The sequence below is a fragment of the Actinobacillus succinogenes 130Z genome (assembly GCF_000017245.1).
Taxonomy (GTDB): Bacteria; Pseudomonadota; Gammaproteobacteria; order Enterobacterales; family Pasteurellaceae; genus Exercitatus; species Exercitatus succinogenes.
This window is the reverse complement of the sequence record NC_009655.1, coordinates 476136-491227: the sequence shown is the minus strand read 5'-3', so window position 1 is coordinate 491227 and position 15092 is coordinate 476136. Positions and strand designations below refer to the sequence as shown.

At 48.4% G+C, this 15092-nt stretch carries 12 protein-coding genes; all 12 read right to left on the bottom strand.

The features are described 5' to 3' along the window. Positions 1 to 57: 57 nt before the first annotated feature. The 12 genes from ASUC_RS02245 to rph all read right to left on the bottom strand — a co-directional run bounded on the left by ASUC_RS02245 (position 58) and on the right by rph (position 15061). On the bottom strand, positions 58 to 1104 hold the full coding sequence (locus ASUC_RS02245; protein ID WP_041834596.1) for an extracellular solute-binding protein: 1047 nt from the start codon (positions 1102 to 1104) through the stop codon (positions 58 to 60). 635 nt (positions 1105 to 1739) lie between these two features. Continuing rightward, positions 1740 to 2471, bottom strand: coding sequence for a pseudouridine synthase (locus tag ASUC_RS02240; protein WP_012072193.1), 732 nt, complete (start codon positions 2469 to 2471; stop codon positions 1740 to 1742). 15 nt (positions 2472 to 2486) lie between these two features. Continuing rightward, entirely contained in the window at positions 2487 to 3260 is a 774-nt protein-coding gene (locus tag ASUC_RS02235) for a class I SAM-dependent methyltransferase (protein ID WP_012072192.1), read from the bottom strand. Next, positions 3257 to 4366: a tRNA (uridine(54)-C5)-methyltransferase TrmA gene (gene trmA / locus ASUC_RS02230; RefSeq protein ID WP_012072191.1), complete on the bottom strand. Its 1110-nt coding sequence runs from the start codon at positions 4364 to 4366 to the stop codon at positions 3257 to 3259. Before trmA ends, ASUC_RS02235 begins: the two co-directional genes overlap by 4 nt. Positions 4367 to 4458: 92 nt before the next feature. Next, the gene (locus ASUC_RS02225; RefSeq protein WP_012072190.1) at positions 4459 to 4848 is read right to left on the bottom strand and encodes a RidA family protein; all 390 of its coding nucleotides are present in this window, start codon (positions 4846 to 4848) and stop codon (positions 4459 to 4461) included. 137 nt (positions 4849 to 4985) lie between these two features. Next, complete coding sequence (gene udp / locus ASUC_RS02220; RefSeq protein ID WP_012072189.1) at positions 4986 to 5759, bottom strand: uridine phosphorylase; 774 nt, start codon at positions 5757 to 5759, stop codon at positions 4986 to 4988. A 133-nt stretch (positions 5760 to 5892) separates the two neighbouring features. Next, a complete protein-coding gene (locus tag ASUC_RS02215) occupies positions 5893 to 6657 on the bottom strand; it encodes a DUF4198 domain-containing protein (protein WP_012072188.1) in 765 nt (254 codons plus the stop codon). A gap of 262 nt (positions 6658 to 6919) precedes the next feature. After that, positions 6920 to 7810 (bottom strand): cytidine deaminase, encoded by an 891-nt coding sequence (gene cdd, locus ASUC_RS02210; RefSeq protein ID WP_012072187.1) that lies wholly within the window; start codon positions 7808 to 7810, stop codon positions 6920 to 6922. Between the two features lie 994 nt (positions 7811 to 8804). Continuing rightward, positions 8805 to 9578: a hypothetical protein gene (locus ASUC_RS11280; protein WP_012072186.1), complete on the bottom strand. Its 774-nt coding sequence runs from the start codon at positions 9576 to 9578 to the stop codon at positions 8805 to 8807. Positions 9579 to 9606: 28 nt separating this feature from the next. Next, the gene (gene purL / locus ASUC_RS02195) at positions 9607 to 13500 is read right to left on the bottom strand and encodes a phosphoribosylformylglycinamidine synthase (protein ID WP_012072185.1); all 3894 of its coding nucleotides are present in this window, start codon (positions 13498 to 13500) and stop codon (positions 9607 to 9609) included. Positions 13501 to 13671: 171 nt separating this feature from the next. Continuing rightward, positions 13672 to 14316 (bottom strand): orotate phosphoribosyltransferase, encoded by a 645-nt coding sequence (pyrE, locus tag ASUC_RS02190; RefSeq protein ID WP_012072184.1) that lies wholly within the window; start codon positions 14314 to 14316, stop codon positions 13672 to 13674. A 28-nt stretch (positions 14317 to 14344) separates the two neighbouring features. Continuing rightward, on the bottom strand, positions 14345 to 15061 hold the full coding sequence (rph, locus tag ASUC_RS02185) for a ribonuclease PH (protein ID WP_012072183.1): 717 nt from the start codon (positions 15059 to 15061) through the stop codon (positions 14345 to 14347). Positions 15062 to 15092: the final 31 nt, after the last annotated feature.

Here is a 15092-nt window from a genome sequence, read left to right as displayed (position 1 = left end):
TTAACGGATAAAATAAAAGCTGAAACCGCCCGTAAGGTGTGTTTCAGCTTTGCTTGATTAATTATCAGTTTTTAAGCGATTCCAGTATTTTTCATAAGTATCTACGGCATCCCCTACATCAGCCTGAAAAATACCTTTTTTTACTTCGTTTTCCGGAGGAAACAGTAACGGATCCGCCGCGTCTTCCGGTTTTAACAGGGCCTTCACCCCTTCATTCGGCATAGAATAGCCTACACGTTCGATAACCACCTTCGCATGTTCCGGACGCAACATGAAATCGATAAATTTGTGCGCCGCCTCCACATGTTTCGACCCTTTCGGAATAGCGTAATTGTCCATCCAGAAAATAGCGCCTTCTTTCGGATAAACAAACTCAATATCCGGATTCTCACGTTTCGCCGTATAGGCCGAACCGTTCCAAATCATACCCAAATTCACTTCGCCCTGAATATACGGTAATTCCGGCGTATCGGAATTAAAAGTCGCCACATTCGGCAGAAGTTTGGTCAACCATTCGTATGCCGCTTTAATCTCCTCTTCATTTTGGGTATTCGGCGAGTGACCGTTTAATAATAAGGCGATATGAAATACTTCGCGCGCATCGGCGGTTAACAACACCTGTCCTTTGTATTCCGGCCGCCACAAATCCGCCCAACTGGTTACTTTCGCCGGGTCGATAACGCTTTTATTGACACCGATGCCGGTTAATCCGTACACATAAGGCAGCGAATAATCGTTATTCGGGTCAAAATCCTTATACAGCAAATTGACCGGAATCTGTTTAAAATTACTCAGTTTACTGTGATCAATTTTCTCCAGCATACCTTCTCCCGCCATCTTACCGATGTAATAACTGGAGGGAAACACTAAATCATACCCCGTATTTTTCAGCAGTTTCAGTTTCGCATACATTTCCTCGTTACTTTCGAAAGTGGAATAATTCACATCAATACCGGTTTCGCGAGTAAATTTGGAAATTAAATCGGAAGGAATATAATCGGTCCAGTTATAAATACGGATTACCTCCGCCCAACAGGACGCGGAAAACAGCGCGACGGCCGAAACCATCAGACTTTTCAGGCAACAAGATAAGGATTTTTTCACGGGAGAACTCCTAATCGAGATAAAGTGCGGTCAAAAAACAATGATTTTCCCCCTTGACTCGGTTTATTCTTTTAAAAAAGGAAAAAACAAACCGTACATCGTTCGTTTGCTCGGATAAGGGATAAAATCCGTACCGATTATAACACAGTCCGCCCGCTTCCGACACCGTTCCGGCAGATAGCGCAACTACTGCGTTCTTGACACACGACGGCAGTCGGAACTTAAATTCAGGGTGAAAATCAAATCGCCGGAATTTCCGCCGCAAGCCTTAATGCCGCCTTTTCCACCCTGAATTCAACCGATATTATGCTAAATTTCGCCCATCAGGAGCACATTCGCGGCTCTTTACGCTCGCTCAACTATTGTTTAGGGCTGGCAAAGCCTGTCTGAACGCAAGGGTACGGATTTTTGAACTTCTCCCTTAATAGATCTGCGGCTCCGCGATGAGCAAGTGACGATTATCACCGGTAAACCCCGTATCACCGCACGACATGCCGCCATCGCCGTTTACGCATATTCGAAGAACTCAAAATTCCGTCGCTTTACGGCGGTAACCGGGGAAGATCCGGTACTGAAAATCGGACTTCCCTATTACAAATTTTTAAATAAATACCGCTAAAACCGAAAAGATTAATCTATCGAAGTCCTAACCGGCGAAACAGCCGTTTTATTTCCGATTCCGTCAGTTCGCGATACTGCCCGCTCGGCAGACCGTGTAAGGTCAATCCGGCGGTTGCCGCCCGCACTAAACGCAAGGTGGGAAAACCGATATGCGCCGTCATACGGCGAACCTGACGATTCTTGCCTTCGCCGAGCTGAATTTCCAGCCAGGCGGTAGGAATGTTTTTCCGTTCGCGAATAGGCGGCACGCGCTGCCATAAATCCGGCTCGGCAATCGACCGCACTTTTGCCGGCTTGGTCATACCGTCCTTTAATTCCACGCCGCGACGCAACCTCTCTAAATCCGCCTCCGTCGGCTGTCCTTCCACTTGCACCCAATAAGTTTTCGGCAGCTTGAATTTAGGATTGGCCAAACGGTGTTGCAACTCGCCGTTATTGGTTAAAATCAGCAAACCTTCGCTGTCTCGATCGAGCCGTCCGGCGGCATAGATACCGGGCACGGGAATAAAATCCTTCAGGGTTTTCCGCCCGCTTTCATCGGTAAACTGCGTCAATACATCGAAAGGTTTGTTGAACAGAACAACTTGAGTTTGCGCCAAATCCGGCGCTGTTTTTTTACGATGAAAATCGTTACGCAAACCGACCGCACTTTTGGCTCGATAAGCTGCGTTTCGCGCCCGTTTTTCGCCGGAACGGTCGGCTGACGGAGATTTTTCAGGCGGATTTTTTCGCAATTCGGTTCGCATAACGTCATCTCCGTCCTAAATAAGCGGAAGATAAATATCGAAGCGGTGATTTTTGGTTTCGCGCGAAAAGTGCGGCGGGGTTTGCGCCAGAAATCCCGCATAATCCGGGCGTTTCACCACCACCCGTTTACGCGCCAGCTTTCGCGCAGGTTCAAGCAGTGCGTCCGCATCCGAATCCGTACCCACTAAATGCTGAAACACGCGCATTTCTTTCTTCACCAGCGCCGATTTCTGTTTATGCGGATACATGGGGTCAAGATACACGGCGTCGGCAAAATCCCGGGCGGGATCGAGTTCGGCAATATGGTTAACCGTCAGCAGCTGCATATTCCGACGCATGCTCTCGCCGATTTCGGAATCGTCGTAAGCACGGCGTAAACCGTCCTGCAACAACAGACGAACTACGGGATGGCGCTCCACCAAACGCACCCGACAGCCGACGGACGCCAACACGAAGGCATCGCGCCCCAGACCGGCGGTGGCATCAATCACCGTGGGCAATTCCTCCCCTTTCACGCCGATGGCTTTCGCCACCGCTTCACCGCGTCCGCCGCCGAATTTACGCCGGTGCGCCATAACGCCGCCCGCAAAATCCACAAATACCGCGCCCAATTTGGGTTCGTCTAATTTGCGCAATTCCAAACGCCAATCATGCTCGCCCATAGCCGCTTGTACTAATGCCAGCGGACTGGTTTCGTCATGAATTAAGCCCGCCGCTTCGCATTGCCGGCGAAAAAGTGCGGTCAGATTTTCGTCCGTTTTTATTTCGCTGCGTAATTGAATCATCATTTTCGCATCAGCCACACGCCCGCTTCCATGTGTTCGGTATACGGGAATTGATCAAATAACGCCGCCCGTTCGATACGGTGAGTCTGACTTAAAATCTGCAAATTCTCGCATAAGGTCTGCGGATTGCAGGAAATATACAGGATACGATCATATTTCTGCACCAGTTTCACCGTGTCGGAATCCAATCCCGCCCGCGGCGGATCCACAAAAATAGTGTGGCATTCGTACGCCTGCAAATCAATGCCTTTCAGGCGGTTAAAGGCCCGCACGCCGTTCACGGCTTGAGTAAATTCTTCCGCCGACATACGGATAATCTGCAGATTATCCACTTGATTCGCCGCAATATTGAATTGAGCGGCCGCTACCGACGGTTTAGCGATTTCCGTCGCCAGTACTTTGCGGAAATTTTGCGCTAAGGCAATGGAAAAATTACCGTTACCACAATACAGTTCGAGTAAATCGCCTTGACTGTCGCGGGTGCAGTCTATCGCCCATTCCAGCATTTTGCAGTTCAGCGCCGCATTCGGCTGAGTGAAACTGTTTTCCACCTGCCGGTACACATACTTTTTATCGCCCACCGACAATTCTTCATCTACAAAATCCTGATCCAGACAGATTTTCTGTTTGGTTGCGCGTCCGATAATCTGTACCGAAAATCCCAAATTCCGCAACCGCACTTTTAACGCTTGCGCCGCTTCCTGCCATTCGTCGGTTAACGTTTTGTGATACAGCAGGCTGACAATAATTTGCTCGCTCAACGTGCTGAGGTAATCGATCTGAAACAGCTTGCGGCTGAGAACGTCCTGTTCTTTCAGCAACGGCAAAATGGTCGCCATCATGCGGTTAATCAGTTGCGAGGCAACGGGAAATTGATCCACCCGATAACGCTGCTTGGTGGTTTTATCGAACATGATGTGATAAAGATTGCCGCCGCGGTTTTCGCTGTAATCGTGCCACAAGCGAAATTCCGCGCGCATGCGGAAATGTTGGGTAGGCGAAGGGAAAACCGTTAACGCCGGCGCGTCGAAAGGCGCCAAAAGTGCGGTCAGTTTTCGACATTTTTCCGCTAATAATTCGTCGTATTTTTCGATGGGTAACTGTTGCATGTCAGAATTCGGTTGAAGTAAAAATTGGCGGGATTTTAGCACAACAGGAACAAAAAGGCTTGATTTCTCAAGCCTTAATCCTTTACGGAGAATTATTTACGCACGGCGATGGCTTCGATTTCCAAGCCCACGTCTTTCGGCAAACGCGCCACTTCCACGCAAGAACGCGCCGGAAAATTCGGATGGTTGTTTTCTTTGAAAAAACGTTCGTACTCGGCGTTCACTGTCGCAAAATCATTCAGATCTTTCACAAACACCGTGGTTTTCACAATATCCGCCACCTGCAAACCGGCTTGTAGGATAATCGCTTTAATATTTTCCAGCGACTGACGGGCTTGCGCCGTGATGTCCGCGGGCACCTCGCCCGTTGCCGGATTCACCGGAATCTGGCCGGATGTCATCACTAAATTGCCTAAATCCACGGCTTGTACGTAAGGTCCGATTGCCGCCGGCGCATTTTCGGTGTGAATAATTTTTGTCATGATTTTTCCTTTCTGTTGGTTTACTTTGCACGATTTTACACGCTAAACGGATAAAAACAATGAAAAAACGATCGCACTTTGAGAGACGGTTTATCGCTTACCCGCCACGCGCCCGAAAGCGTTTCGCCCCGGAACACTTAGCCGATCCGACCGGCGGAAATCAACCGACGCGCCGCTTCAATCACCACCGCAACCGCCTTTTGTTCCGTACTTTTTATGGTCGCCTCGTTCGGGATTTCCTGCTGCGTGCGGTTTACGATCACGCCCGCTACCATGCCGGCTTTCAAGCCCAGCGCCGCGCACATGGTAAATAAGGTGGCGGATTCCATTTCATAGTTCATCACGTTTAAATCCTGCCATTGTTTCAGGCTGCCTTGATACGCCGGATAAACCTTACCGCTGAACGTATCGTAACGTTCCTGTCCCGGATAAAACGTATCCGACGACGCGGTAATCCCGACATAAGGCGTAATACCCTGCGCCACCGCGGCGCTATACAACGCGTTAGTACAGGAAAAATCCGCCACTGCCGGATATTCCAACGGGGCAAAATGACGGCTCGCCCCGTCTAAACGCACGGCGCCCGTCGTCACCAACACATCGCCTACATTAATGTAGGGTTGAATCGCGCCGGTGGTGCCGATACGCAGGAAGGTTCCGACACCAAGCTGTGCCAATTCTTCCACGCAAATGGACACCGACGGTCCGCCGATTCCCGTTGAACATACCACCACGGGTTCGTTTTCAAGATAGCCCAACCACGAGGTAAATTCCCGGCTCGAGGCAAGAAATTCCGGTTTATCCATTCGCTGCGCAATACGTTCGCTGCGCGCCGGATCGCCCGGTATGACGGCGATTTTAGCGCCCTTCAACATGGCTTTAGTCAAGCCTAAATGAAATACTTCCGACATACCTTCTCCTTATTATCAGTCACGCGTTTATTATCAGTTTAACCCCGCGATATCCGTCATGCAACTTACAATGTCCGAAATAAAAAAGTGCGGTCAAAACCGACCGCACTTTTTGAATTCATATCGCCGAACTTTATTTCACGGCGAAACTGAGCGTAAATTCATGTACTTCTTTATCGCACACTTTCGGATCTTTGCCTTGCGTTTCCACCTCGGAAGCCAAATACCAAGGACCGGAAGTCAGCGCTTTAAAGCTGAATTCGCCTTTATCGTCCGTGGTGGCGGAAAACGCATGAATTTCCAAATCGTCAGTATCAAACCCTGCCGGCGCGCCGACGACTTTCACACCTTCCACCGATTCGCCGTCACGGGTAACTTTGAATTTCGCCACCTCATTGGCTTTCAACGCATTCAACGGTGCCAACGGCGTAATTTCATATCCCTGTGCAAGCGGTTGAGTGGAAAACGCCGCGTCATCGTCAATCACCACAAAACTTTTACCCTGCATGGTGTATAATCCGCATTCTTTCGCCTGTGCGACGTCTTGACGAGTTTTTCCCATTTCCCATTTGCCGTCGGTTTTCTCCGTCCAATAGGTCGGTTTGTAATTCGCCACCAAAATGTGCGTGCCTTTACCCAGTTTGGCGCTGTGTTTATAGTGGTAATTTTCTCCGCTTTGCGTCAGCGTTATCGTGCCGTCTTGGCTCACCACTTTCAACGGTTCAAATAAAGACAGGCGTTTTGCCGGAATTTTTTCCGGATGCGGGAAATCGTGTCCGTACAGAATATCCGCCTCAAACACCTCTTTATTTTCGCCCAACGCCCATAAACTGTGCGCCGAAGCCGTGGTCGCCGCACCAAGCAATAACGATGTTAACAACAAATTGAATTTTCTCATATTTTCTCCTTGGATGGATTGAACAAGTAATATCGTAGGGATGTTATTATAAATGAGAATTATTATCAATAAATATATTTATCCGATATTGCTTAAGTTGATAAAAAATACGAGCCCTTTGATCAAAACTGCTTTAGACCGATTCAAAATCCTCCGTTTATAACCAAACACAGAGAAAATCCACCGCACTTTTCAGACAAAAAAGGAAAAAGTCGGTTTTCTTTTTATCGGTTTATTTTGAAAAAATTAAGTAGTGCGCCCGCTATAGTGCAAAATATTCGATTTCCAATCCCAAATAACTGTGCGCAAGCTGTTCCGTAATACTTCGGTGACTTAAGCCGCCTTGACTTTCCGCCATAACAATCCGACTGACGGGCACGTCGGACAAACCGCTTAAACGCCGATAATTCAAGGCACACTGCAACGGCAGAAAACTGGGATTAAATGCCGCATTTTCCGCATAACGCCCCGTTATGCTCTGCGTTCCCACTTGCAATGCTACGCCGCTCAACGCCCGACTGTACGGCGCATAAGCCTGTTCCGCGGCATCTGCCGCCGCCTGAACCAGCGGATCAGCATGAGTGAAACCGAAGGAATGCGGTTGCGGATCAAACAAAACGCGGCTGATATTCAAATCTTTCGGCCCGAAGGCATCGGGCAAATAGCTGTGCAACCGATTATTCCGACTGTGAGGCAAATGAATTTGCAGCCGATCGGCACTATTCAATTCATTCATAAACTGGCGACAATGACCGCAAGGCGTGTAATTCACCACCATATCCGTCAGCGCAACTTCCCCCGCCAACCAGGCATGGCTGACCGCGCTTTGTTCCGCATGAACCGTTTGCTGCACCGCATCGCCCGAAAATTCCTGATTCGCCCCGAAATAGAATGCGCCGGACTGCCCGACGGCAACCGCCCCTACGTTAAAATGCGAAACGGGCGCCGACGCATAACAAGCGGCAACAGGCAAACAACGCAACGCCAGCTCTACCGCCGTAAGATTGAAATCGTCACCACATCGGCGAACCCAATCCTGTGAAATCCGGGCTTTTCCATTTTGCTCGAGAATCTGCCCCACAACCCGCTTCAACACCTCATCCTGCGATTCGTTGATTAACTTATCTAATCTTTTACCAATACAATCATTCATCTTAGTCTCCTTAATTTTCTTATTATAGAAAATTCACTGCCGACTATCCGTGATCAAGATCGGATTTGTCAAAACTGTTAAAAAAACGACCGCACTTTAGGGGTTACACTACGATAGTGCGCGTCTCCTGACGCGTGCTTAATTTAAGATATAAAAAAGCTCGCGTCGGGAAGCGCGCGCCATCGGGGGAGATTTGGAAAACAGGAACAAAAAATCAATCATAATCAGTTTTTACAAATACGAAAAATATAGATTGTTTTCATAATTTCAATTAACGCAACTAATATATAAAAAATATAAGCAATTACAGTAAAGTTATCCTTTCCTAAAAATAACCATTGAAATATATTTGTTAAGAAAGGTATTGTCGTTATAAGTGATATAACCCGGAATGGAGTTTGAAATAAAACGGCCCATCTTACCTTATAGCTTTGTTTAAAATACAACCAAATTGATAAAAATAAAGAAAGATATACAATAAGAAAAGGGGTAGCCATCACATAAACATACGACTCACTTTCCTTTATCCCCTCCCCAAATCTTGACGCCAATTGATTCATCTGAATAAAATCGGAATAAAAAGGAATTCTCGATTCTATCAGTTGTATAACTAAATAATTACACAAAGTAATTAAATCAAAAATCCCCAAAATAAAATAACCTATCTTTTTCAATCTAAACTCTCCAGCAAATCTGGTTCCCATCTCATTCTAAAATTACCGTCTTTAAGTAATTCTGGCAAGTATGTTTGATCAATAGTGCGCATTTCCCCGGCAATGTGAAGAAATTATCTGTTCGGGTGGTCGGTAACGAACGAATCTTGGCGCCGTTAAATCAGCGATGAGACAGCTTTTTCTTGGACACGCTAACCGTCAGTGAGGATTTTATGACGGAACGGGAAAATTCGATTCCCCATGATAGCGCACGTCTCCCGACGCGTGCCATCGGGGATTTGGCAAAGAATAGCACTCTGACATGTGCTTTAACCTATACATTATTCTATACTTGTTGTAACTATTGTCTTTACACCATCAACATCCTTAATTTCAGAGAAAAAATTGCCATTATGAATAAGTATTTTTCTATCATGTGGTACATTAGGATAATTTTTCATATATGCATAATCAATATATTCTGTGATTACTGGGACAAAGTTATTTGTCTGGTCAAATAATTTTAAAGATAGTGCTACAGTGACATAAATAGTGAATATTCCCATCATATGAAGACTGCTTATAATCCAGTTATCAGAATATTGTTTTAGTGAACTACCAAATATGGAGACTGACAATAAAAAAGCTATATATTTTAAGATAAAATTGATCATTAAGTATAACAATATAAATAATAAAGCGACTAATATCCAACAAGGAAAATATAATATTGTCGCTAATACTAATTGAGTATTAGTAAAATCTGATGCAGGTAAACCTAATCGAGTAACAATACCTATATTTGACAATAAAGCAGATAATGGTAAAGATAGAAAACCTGTCACCCAAAAAAGAATTCTTGCTATAATATTTTCACTATATTTTATATATAACTTAATTAACCAAATTATTGCTCCTATAGCAAAACAGCTAAAACCTAAATAATTCCCAACCAAGTCATCTCGTTTAAAAGCTAAAATAAAAATCATTCCTAATATATAAAATATAATACTAGGCAGATCATCTTTTAATTTGTAGAATTTATCTCTTAACCATATTTTAAATCTATTCATTAAATCACCATTAATAATATAAAAAAGGATATTAACTAACATTAATATCCTTTTTAATCTACAAAATCAATTACTTCAACGCCACCCGCGCATTTCTAAACAACCGCATCCATGCCCCGTCTTCGTTCCAGTCTTCCGGGTGCCATGAGTTGCTGACGGTGCGGAAGACGCGTTCCGGGTGCGGCATCATGATTGCCACGCGTCCGTTGGCGTTGCTGAGGGCGGTGATGCCCTCTACGGAACCGTTCGGGTTTGCCGGGTAAATGTCTGTCGGCTGAATGTTATTGTCTACAAATTGTGCGACAATTAACCCCTGATCCCGTAAGCCTTGCAGTTGTCCTTCGTGTTTGAATTCCACCCGTCCTTCACCGTGAGATACGGCGATTGGCATATGGGAACCCGCCATGCCTTGGAACCAGACGGAATTGCTTTCGTTAATGCGAACTAACGCCGCGCGTGCCTCAAAACGTTCGGAAGTATTGCGTACGAAACGCGGCCAGTTTTCCGTGCCCGGAATAATTTCCGCCAAATTGGATAACATTTGACAGCCGTTACAAATCCCGATGGCTAGGGTGTCTTCGCGATTGAAGAAGGTTTCGAATTGATCGCGAAGTGCGGTGTTAAATAACACGGATTTTGCCCAGCCGCCGCCGGCACCCAATACGTCGCCGTAAGAGAAGCCGCCGCATGCCACTAAGGCGTTGAAATCTTTCAAATCATGGCGCGCGGCGTGTAAATCGCTCATGTGTACGTCCACCGCTTCAAAGCCGGCACGGTCGAAAGCCGCCGCCATTTCTACATGGCTGTTCACGCCCTGTTCGCGCAGAACGGCAATGCGCGGTTTGGCGCCTTTGGCAATGTATGGCGCGGCAATGTCTTCGTTAATGTCGTAAGTTAAATGGGCGCTGAAACCTTTGTCCTCGGCATTTTTCTTGGCTTCGAACTCTTGATCGGCGCATGCCGGATTGTCGCGCAGACGCTGCATTTGGTGAGTTAATTCCGCCCAGATTCCGCGTAATTCGGAACGTTTTTCACTGAGCAACACTTTGGTGCCACGTACGATTTCAAATTCGTCGTTGGCGTTAACCGTACCGATTTCTTTGGTCAAATGAATTAATCCGTGTCGGCTTAATACCTCGCGCACGGCGTTCACATCGCTTTCTTTCACCTGAATCACGGCACCCAGTTCTTCGTTAAACAACACCGCCAAATCGTTGTCTCCCAGAGCGCTGATGTCTACGGACACCCCGCAGTGACCGGTGAACGCCATTTCCGCCAAGGTGGTGATTAAACCGCCGTCGGAACGGTCGTGGTATGCCAATAATTTGCCCTGTTGCACCAAGGTTTGCATGGCGTCGAAGAAGCCTTTCAAGGTCGCCGCATTTTCCACATCCGCCGGTTCGTCGCCTAATTGTTTGTAAACCTGCGCAAGTACGGTCGCGCCCAGACGATTTTTTCCTTCGCCCAAATCAATCAGCAATAAGCGGCTGTAACCTTTGTCGGTGCGCAATTGCGGGGTGACGGTTTTACGCACGTCTTCCACCCGGGCAAAAGCGGAAATCACCAATGACAGCGGGGCGGTGACGGTTTTTTGTTCGCCGTTTTCATGCCAAGTGGTTTTCATGGACATGGAATCTTTCCCCACCGGCACGGTTAAACCCAACGCCGGGCAGAGCTCTTCGCCTACGGCTTTCACCGCTTCATACAAACCGGCGTCTTCGCCTTGGTGACCTGCCGCCGCCATCCAGTTGGCGGATAATTTAATTCGTTTAATGTCGCCGATATTGGTAGCGGCAATATTCGTGACGGATTCCGCCACGGCAAGACGAGCGGAAGCGCCGAAGTCCAGCAATGCCACCGGCGCACGTTCGCCCATAGACATAGCTTCGCCGTGATAGGTATCCAATGCGGCGGTGGTGACCGCCACATCGGACACCGGAATTTGCCACGGTCCCACCATTTGATCGCGCGCCACCATGCCGGTGACGGAACGGTCGCCGATAGTGATCAGGAAGGTTTTTTCCGCCACCACCGGCAGGCGCAATACGCGGTGCAGCGCTTCTTTAAGGTCGATACCGTCCTGTGAAACAGGCGGATTTTTGACCGCACTTGATTGTACGTTACGGGTCATTTTCGGCGTTTTGCCCAGCAATACGCCCATCGGTAAATCAATCGGATTATTATCGAAATGATCGTCGTGTAAGGTTAAATGTTCTTCCGCCGTGGCTTCGCCGATAACCGCATAAGGTGCGCGTTCGCGGCGGCACAATTCTTCAAACACCGCCAGATTTTCCGGCGCCACCGCCAATACATAACGTTCCTGCGATTCGTTACACCAGATTTCCAACGGCGACATGCCGCGTTCGTCGCTTAAAATTTTACGCAATTCGAATTTACCGCCGCGACCGCCGTCGTGTACCAACTCCGGCATGGCGTTGGACAAACCGCCCGCGCCCACATCGTGAATGAAGGCAATCGGGTTGTTTTCGCCCATTTGCCAGCAACGGTCGATCACTTCCTGACAACGGCGTTCCATTTCCGGGTTGTCGCGCTGCACGGATGCGAAATCGAGATTTTCTTTGGATTTACCGGAAGTCATGGAAGACGCCGCGCCGCCGCCCAAGCCGATATTCATCGCCGGACCGCCCAACACGATGAGTTTCGCGCCCACCGGAATTTCGCCTTTTTGCACGTGTTCCGCACGGATATTGCCGATACCGCCCGCCAACATAATCGGTTTGTGGTAACCGCGTATTTCTTCGCCGCCGAAGCTGTTCACTTTTTCTTCGTAAGTACGGAAATACCCCAACAATGCCGGACGTCCGAATTCGTTGTTAAACGCCGCGCCGCCGAGCGGGCCTTCAATCATAATATCCAGCGCGGAAGCAATACGGTTCGGTTTGCTAAGCGGCGCTTCCCAAGGCTGTTCAAAGCCCGGAATAACCAGATTGGAAACGGAAAAGCCCACCAAACCCGCTTTCGGTTTTGCGCCGCGACCGGTGGCGCCTTCGTCACGGATTTCACCGCCGGACCCCGTCGCCGCACCCGGAAACGGTGAAATGGCGGTCGGGTGGTTGTGGGTTTCCACTTTCATTAAAATGTGTGCGTTTTCGTTGTGATAACGGTATTGACCGTCCGCATCCGGGAAGAAGCGCCCCACTTTCGAGCCTTCCATCACCGCCGCATTGTCTTTGTAAGCGGACAACACGTAATCCGGCGTCTTCTCGAAAGTATTTTTGATCATTTTGAACAGCGATTTTTCCTGTTTCTCACCGTCGATCACCCAATCCGCGTTAAAAATTTTATGACGACAGTGTTCGGAGTTGGCTTGGGCGAACATATACAATTCGATGTCGTTCGGATTGCGTCCGAGTGCGGTGAAATTTTCCACCAAATAATCCATTTCGTCGTCCGCTAAAGCTAAGCCCAATTCTACATTGGCGGTTTCCAGCGCTTTGCGCCCGCCACCCAACACGTCTACAGTGGTGAACGGTTTCGGTTCCTGTTGATCGAACAGTTTTGCCGCCTCTTCCGCACAGCGCACCACGTTTTCCATCATGCGGTCGTGAATATGCGACACCAGTTTCGCCTGTTCGTCTTCCGTCAAAGTGCGGTCGAATTCAAAATAGAATGCCAAACCGCGTTCCAAGCGGATCACTTTTTCCAAGCCGCAGTTGTGGGCGATGTCGGTGGCTTTAGACGACCAGGAGGAAATGGTGCCGACACGCGGAATCACCACAAAACATTCGCCTGTCGGTTCGTGTTGGGCAAGGGTCGGACCGTAATGTAACAATTCTTCTAGTTCTTGAGTTTCGTCTGCGTCTAACGCCGTTGCAAGATGGGCAAAATGTAAGTATTCCGCATAGCAGGATTTCACCGGTAAATCCGCTTTTTGAAAGCGTGTCGCAAGTTGGCTTAAACGGAATTCGGACAAGGCTGGCGAGCCACGGAAAATTTGGAACATAGGAATATCCTTTGTTAGAGAGAAACAGGGTAAAAATCGGGCTTATTATAAAGGAATTCAACCATAAAAGGAATGAAAAACGGAAACGTTTGCGTGCAATCGTTTTAATAGAAAAACCGGCGGAAAAAGAAAAAAGTGCGGTTATTTTGACCGCACTTTTCTGCGCTGAAATCAGGCGACGCCGAACTGTTCGCGATAAGCCTTCATCGACGGCAGATACCGGCTGTATTCACTGTCGGTTTCGAGGAAAGCGAGTAAATCGTCCAACTCGATAATGGACAGTACGCGGCATTGATAATCCCGTTCCACTTCCTGAACGGCAGACAGCTCCCCCTTACCGCGTTCTTTACGGTTTAAGGCAATCACCACAGCGCTCAGCGTTGCGCCGTTTGCCGCGATAATATCCATGGCTTCGCGAATAGCGGTGCCGGCGGTGATCACATCGTCCACCAGCAACACGTTGCCCTGCAACGGCGAACCGATAAGATTGCCGCCTTCGCCGTGATCTTTCGCTTCTTTGCGGTTAAAACACACGGGTTTATCCAGCCCGAACCGATTGAACAACGCGACGGAAACCGTCGTGCCGATAGGAATGCCTTTGTAGGCGGGGCCGAAAATCACGTCGTAAGCCAGCCGATTGGCTTGAATCGCCGCCGCATAAAATTCGCCCAGACGGGCTAAATCCGCACCGGTATTGAACAAGCCCGCGTTGAAGAAATACGGGCTGACGCGACCGGATTTCAGTTTAAATTCGCCAAAGCGTAATACGTTACGACTTAAGGCAAATTTAATAAATTCGATTTTGTAATCCTGCATAAAAAACTCCTGAAAAACCGACCGCACTTTAGTCGGCTAACGCCGCGCGTTGCGCTTCGAAAATTCGCTTGCAGCCTTGTTTCGCCAGATTTAGCAAAGTTAACAGTTCTTCGTGGCTGAAAGGTTCGCCCTCCGCCGTGCCCTGCACTTCAATCATACGTCCGTCTTCCATCATCACCACGTTCATGTCGGTTTCCGCGGCGGAATCTTCCACATATTCCAAATCGCACACCGGCGTACCGTCCACAATGCCCACGGAAATGGCGGCGACCAGGCCTTTCAGCGGGCTGACCGTTAAAGTACCGTTGTCCACCAAACCGTTAACGGCGTCGATTAACGCTACACAGGCACCGGTAATGGATGCCGTACGGGTGCCGCCGTCCGCCTGAATCACATCGCAGTCCAGGGTGACGGAACGTTCGCCGAGCGCTTCCAAATCGACCATGGCACGCAAAGAACGAGCGATTAAACGCTGAATTTCCATAGTACGTCCGCCTTGTTTGCCTTTCGCCGCTTCACGCTGCATACGGCTGTGAGTGGAACGCGGCAACATACCGTATTCCGCCGTCACCCAGCCCTGCCCCTGTCCCTTCAAAAAACGCGGCACGCTTTCGTCCACCGTCGCGGTGCACAACACTTTGGTGTCGCCGAATTCCACCAATACGGAACCTTCCGCATGCTTGGTGTAATGACGGGTGATTTTAATCGGACGGGGTTGATTGATTGCTCTGTTATTCGGACGCATTCTGTATTCCTTGATTGTGCTAAAAGTGCGG